The sequence below is a fragment of the Pseudomonas sp. CAN1 genome, assembly GCF_030462585.1.
Lineage (GTDB): Bacteria > Pseudomonadota > Gammaproteobacteria > Pseudomonadales > Pseudomonadaceae > Pseudomonas.
In genome coordinates, this window is record NZ_JASMRU010000079.1 from 1 (window position 1) to 4,098 (window position 4,098).

3 protein-coding genes are annotated in these 4,098 nt (G+C 67.5%); all 3 read left to right on the plus strand.

All coding sequences use genetic code 11. The annotated features are described in order from the left end of the window. Window positions 1-701: AraC family transcriptional regulator (locus QO207_RS31175; protein ID WP_301536103.1), on the plus strand; the 701-nt coding region annotated here is incomplete at its 5' end. A gap of 226 nt (window positions 702-927) precedes the next feature. Beyond that, the gene (locus QO207_RS31180) at window positions 928-2,265 is read left to right on the plus strand and encodes a hypothetical protein (protein ID WP_301536104.1); all 1,338 of its coding nucleotides are present in this window, start codon (window positions 928-930) and stop codon (window positions 2,263-2,265) included. Between the two features lie 20 nt (window positions 2,266-2,285). Further along, the coding region (locus QO207_RS31185) for a methyl-accepting chemotaxis protein (RefSeq protein ID WP_301536105.1) at window positions 2,286-4,098 on the plus strand (1,813 nt) is incomplete at its 3' end.

Consider the following 4,098-nt stretch of genomic DNA (forward strand, 5'->3'; position numbering starts at 1 on the left):
ACGGCCAGGCCCTGCACGACGACACCCTGCTGGTGCTCGAAGGCGGCCGCGAGCTGGAAATCTGCGCCGCCGGGGAGATCCACATGCTCGGCCTGACCTTCAGCCAGCCACAGCTGGAACGCCTGCTCGGCGCCGAGGAGCGTGAGCTGTTCGAGCGCGCGCTACAGCAACGACGCCTGGAGCTTTCCCCTACCGGCGCCGGCGGCCTGCGCCGCAGCCTGTGCGACGCCCTCGCTGGCTTCGAAAGCGAACCGTGGCGGGTGGACGACCCGCAACAGGCCGGGCATGCCGTCGCCCTGGTGCTTAGCCACGTACTGCAGGCGCTGGAGGAAATCCTCCCCGGCAACGACCGCGAAGGTGCGCCGCGCTCGCTGCAGCAGCATCGCCGCCTGGTGCTGGCGGCCATCGAGCGCATGCAGGCCGACCTTTCCGAACCGCTGTCGCTGCTGGAGCTGAGCCAGAGCCTGAACACCAGCCAGCGCACCCTGCAGTACTGCTTCCGGCAGATCTGCCAGAGCACGCCGCAACAGTTCTTCCTCAGTCTGCGCCTGGCCGAGGCTCGCCGCCGGCTCAAGCAGGAGCCGCAGCAGAGCATCACCCACCTGGCGCTGGACCTGGGGTTTGCCAGTTCCAGTCATTTCTCGGCCCTCTACAAGCGGCTCTACGCGGAACAACCCTCCGTCATCTCCCGCACACGCTGAGCTTTTGCTCTTCGTAGGAGCGAGCTTGCTCGCGAACACCCCCCGGCAGCTCCCGCGTCAAACGGGTTCGCGAGCAAGCTCGCTCCTACAGAAACCCCGGCGCCCGATCTGGCAACCACACCCAATCACTTGGCAGACAGGAGCAACGGCACAGGGCCAGCCCTTACTTAGCATCGGCAGAAGTCACATCCCCTCAATCGACAATAACGAAACGGATGCCTTCACCATGACCCACGCCGCCGTGCTGCGCCCCACCCTGCTCGCCCTGCTCATCGCCGGGGCCAGTTCCGCCAGCGCCTACGAGCTGTACGCGACCGACGACACGCACCTGAACGCCGACCTCTCGGCGACCTTCGGGCTGTTCCACAGCCAGGAACGCTACAACATGACCGGCACCCTGGATGAAGGCTCGTCGTCCTGGCAGGAAGGCTTCATCAAGTACGGTCTGAGCGGCGACCAGAAGCTGGGCGGCGCGGGCACCGCCTACGGCGCCTTCAACCTGCTCAGCTCCGGCACCTGGGGCGATGGCGATGCCGCCGGCTTCAGCGACGGTTCCGAGCGCACCACCAAGATCGAAGACGCCTACGCCGGCTGGCGTTCGGCCGGCCTGTTCCCGGTGCTGGGCGAGGATGGCATCGACCTGTCCTTCGGCCGCCAGAACATCGTGGTCGGCGATGGTTTCCTGATCGACGGCGACGCCTTGAACATGGGCAAGGGCCTGGCCGACGGCGAATACAACCGTGGCGGCGGCTACTACCTGGCAGCGCGCCGGGACTTCGACGAAACCGCCGTGCTGCGTATCGGCGGCAAGGAAGGCTGGCGTGGTGACCTGATGCGCCTGAAGTCCGACAACCGCGCCCAGGCCAACTCCGAGCTGTACGTCGCCACTCTCGAACACGTCGCCCCGGAAGCCACCTTCGGCCTGACCTACATCGACGTCACCGATGTCGACGAGCGCTACGCCTCGCCCATCCAGCTCGACCGCAAGGACATGAAGACCTACAGCCTGCGCGGCACCGGCAATGCCGGCGTGGAGAACCTGTTCCTCTCCGGCGAATACGCCTGGCAGGACAAGCGCGACGCCCAGTACACCGACGACACCGCGAATGCCTGGTACCTGGAGGCCGGCTGGACCTTCTCCGATGTCGCCTGGAAGCCCTACGTCAGCTACCGCTTCAGCCGTTTCTCCGAAGGCTACGACACCCTCTTCTACGGCTTCAGCCGTGGCTTCGGCACCTGGTTCCAGGGCGAGGTGGCGGGCAACTACTCCGGCCCGTTCAACAACAACACCCGCGTACACAACGTCGGCGCCAAGGTCACCCCGCTGGAGAACCTGTCCATCGGCGCGCAGTTCTTCGACTTCCACACCCTGGACACCGACCTGGGCAACACCGACGGCCGCGAGCTGGACCTCTACGCCGAATGGGCGATCAACGAGCACCTGGTGATCATCCCGCTGGTGGGCCTGTACCAGCCGAAGAAGAGCGCGGCCGAAGGCGGCACCCAGATCGGCAACGACAACAGCAACCTCTACAGCCAGCTGCTGTTCTCCACCACGTTCTGAAGTCCAGGGAAGAGCCCGCCATGCCCAGCCTCCTGACCTCCATCCAGGGCCGCATCACCTGGCTGGCGGGCCTCTGCCTGATCCTCGTCGCCAGCGTCCTGATCGGCCTCTCGCTGTACCAGGCGCGGCAGGACAGCCGCACCATCCAGCACGACAGCGGCGAGCTGTTCGCCGTTGCCGCGCGGCATAACCTGGAAACCCAGGGCCAGGTGCAGGCCCTGCTGATCCGCGAGCGCCTGCAGAACAACCTGCTGCTTGGCGAAGGCCTGCTGCGCAGCGTGCAGACCTTGCGTGCACAGCAGCACCAGGGCGTTCTCGACGCTGCTGCCCTGCGCACCGCACTCAATCATTCGATGGCCGATACCCTCGCGGCGCACCCGGAACTGCTCGGCCTGTTCCTGGTGTTCCAGCCCGATGCGCTGGATGCCGCCGACAACCAGTTCGCCGCCCGCGAAGACCTCGGCAGCAACGAGACCGGCCGCTTCGCCCTCTACCTGCTGCAGAACGGCAAGGACACCCAGCGGGTGATCGGCACCGAGCAGGTGCTCGGCGACACCACTCCCGGCCCCAGCGGTCAGCCCTACAACGCCTTCTTCACCTGCTCCATCGGCCACGCCCGCCCCTGCGTGCTCGACCCGTATTTCGACGACGCCTCGGGCCAGCGCCGACTGGTCACCAGCGTCACCCTGCCGCTGCTGGAGAGTGGCAAGGCCATCGCCGCCGTGGGCTTCGACATCGACCTGGCAGCCCTGCAGCAAAGCAGCGCGGAAGGCAGCCGCAGCCTGTTCGACGGCCAGGGCCGCATCCGTATCCTCAGCCCCAACGGCCTGGTCGCCAGCGACAGCGGCGATGCCTCGAAGCTGGGGCAGAAGTTCGACGACAAGAGCGTGCTCGCCGAGATCGCCGCCGGGCGCTCGCAGTCCTTTGATGACGGCGAATCCATCAGCGTGCTGCACAGCCTCGCCCCGGTGGCGGACGCCGCGCCCTGGGGCATCCTGCTCAGCGTGCCGCGCACGGTGATGCTTGCCCCGGCGGAGCGCCTCAAGGGCACGCTGGACGACCTGCGCTGGAAAAGCACCGCGCTGGAGACCGGCGTCGGCATCGCCGCCGGCCTGCTCGGCATGCTGCTGGTGGCGCTCACCGCGCTCGGCATCAGCCGGCCGATCCTGCGCCTGGCGCGCATGCTCGAAGACATCGCCGACGGCGAAGGCGACCTCACCCGCCGCCTCGATTACCCGCGCCGAGATGAACTGGGCCGACTGGCCACCGCCTTCAACCGCTTCCTCGACAAGCTGCAACCGAGCATCGCCGCCGTACAGTCGGCAACCCGCGAGGCGCACTCCACCGCCGACCGCTCGGCGCAGATCGCCCGGCAGACCAGCGACGGCATGCAGCAGCAGTTCCGCGAGATCGACATGGTCGCCACGGCGCTCCAGGAAATGTCCGCCACTGCCCAGGATTCGGCCCGCAGCGCCGCCCGCGCCGCCGACGCCGCGCGCACGGCGGAACAAGCCTGCGACGACGGTTTCCGCACCCTCGACGCCACCAACAGCGGCATCGACCTGCTGGCCGCGGGAATGAACCAGGCCATGGCCGAATTGCAGCAACTGGCGGCGAGCAACGAGCAGATCGGCTCGATCCTCGAAGTCATCTGCGGCATCGCCGCGCAGACCAACCTGCTGGCCCTCAACGCCGCCATCGAAGCGGCGCGCGCCGGAGATGCCGGGCGCGGTTTCGCCGTGGTCGCCGACGAGGTGCGCCTGCTGGACGAACCGACCTCGGCACTGGATCGCACTGTGCAGCGCCAGGTCGTCGAACTGCTGCGCGGCCTTC

What these genes read in the sequence shown, in the direction of transcription:
- QO207_RS31180 (WP_301536104.1), top strand. Translation starts at nt 928, where the DNA reads ATGACCCACGCCGCCGTGCTGCGCCCCACCCTGCTCGCCCTGCTCATC.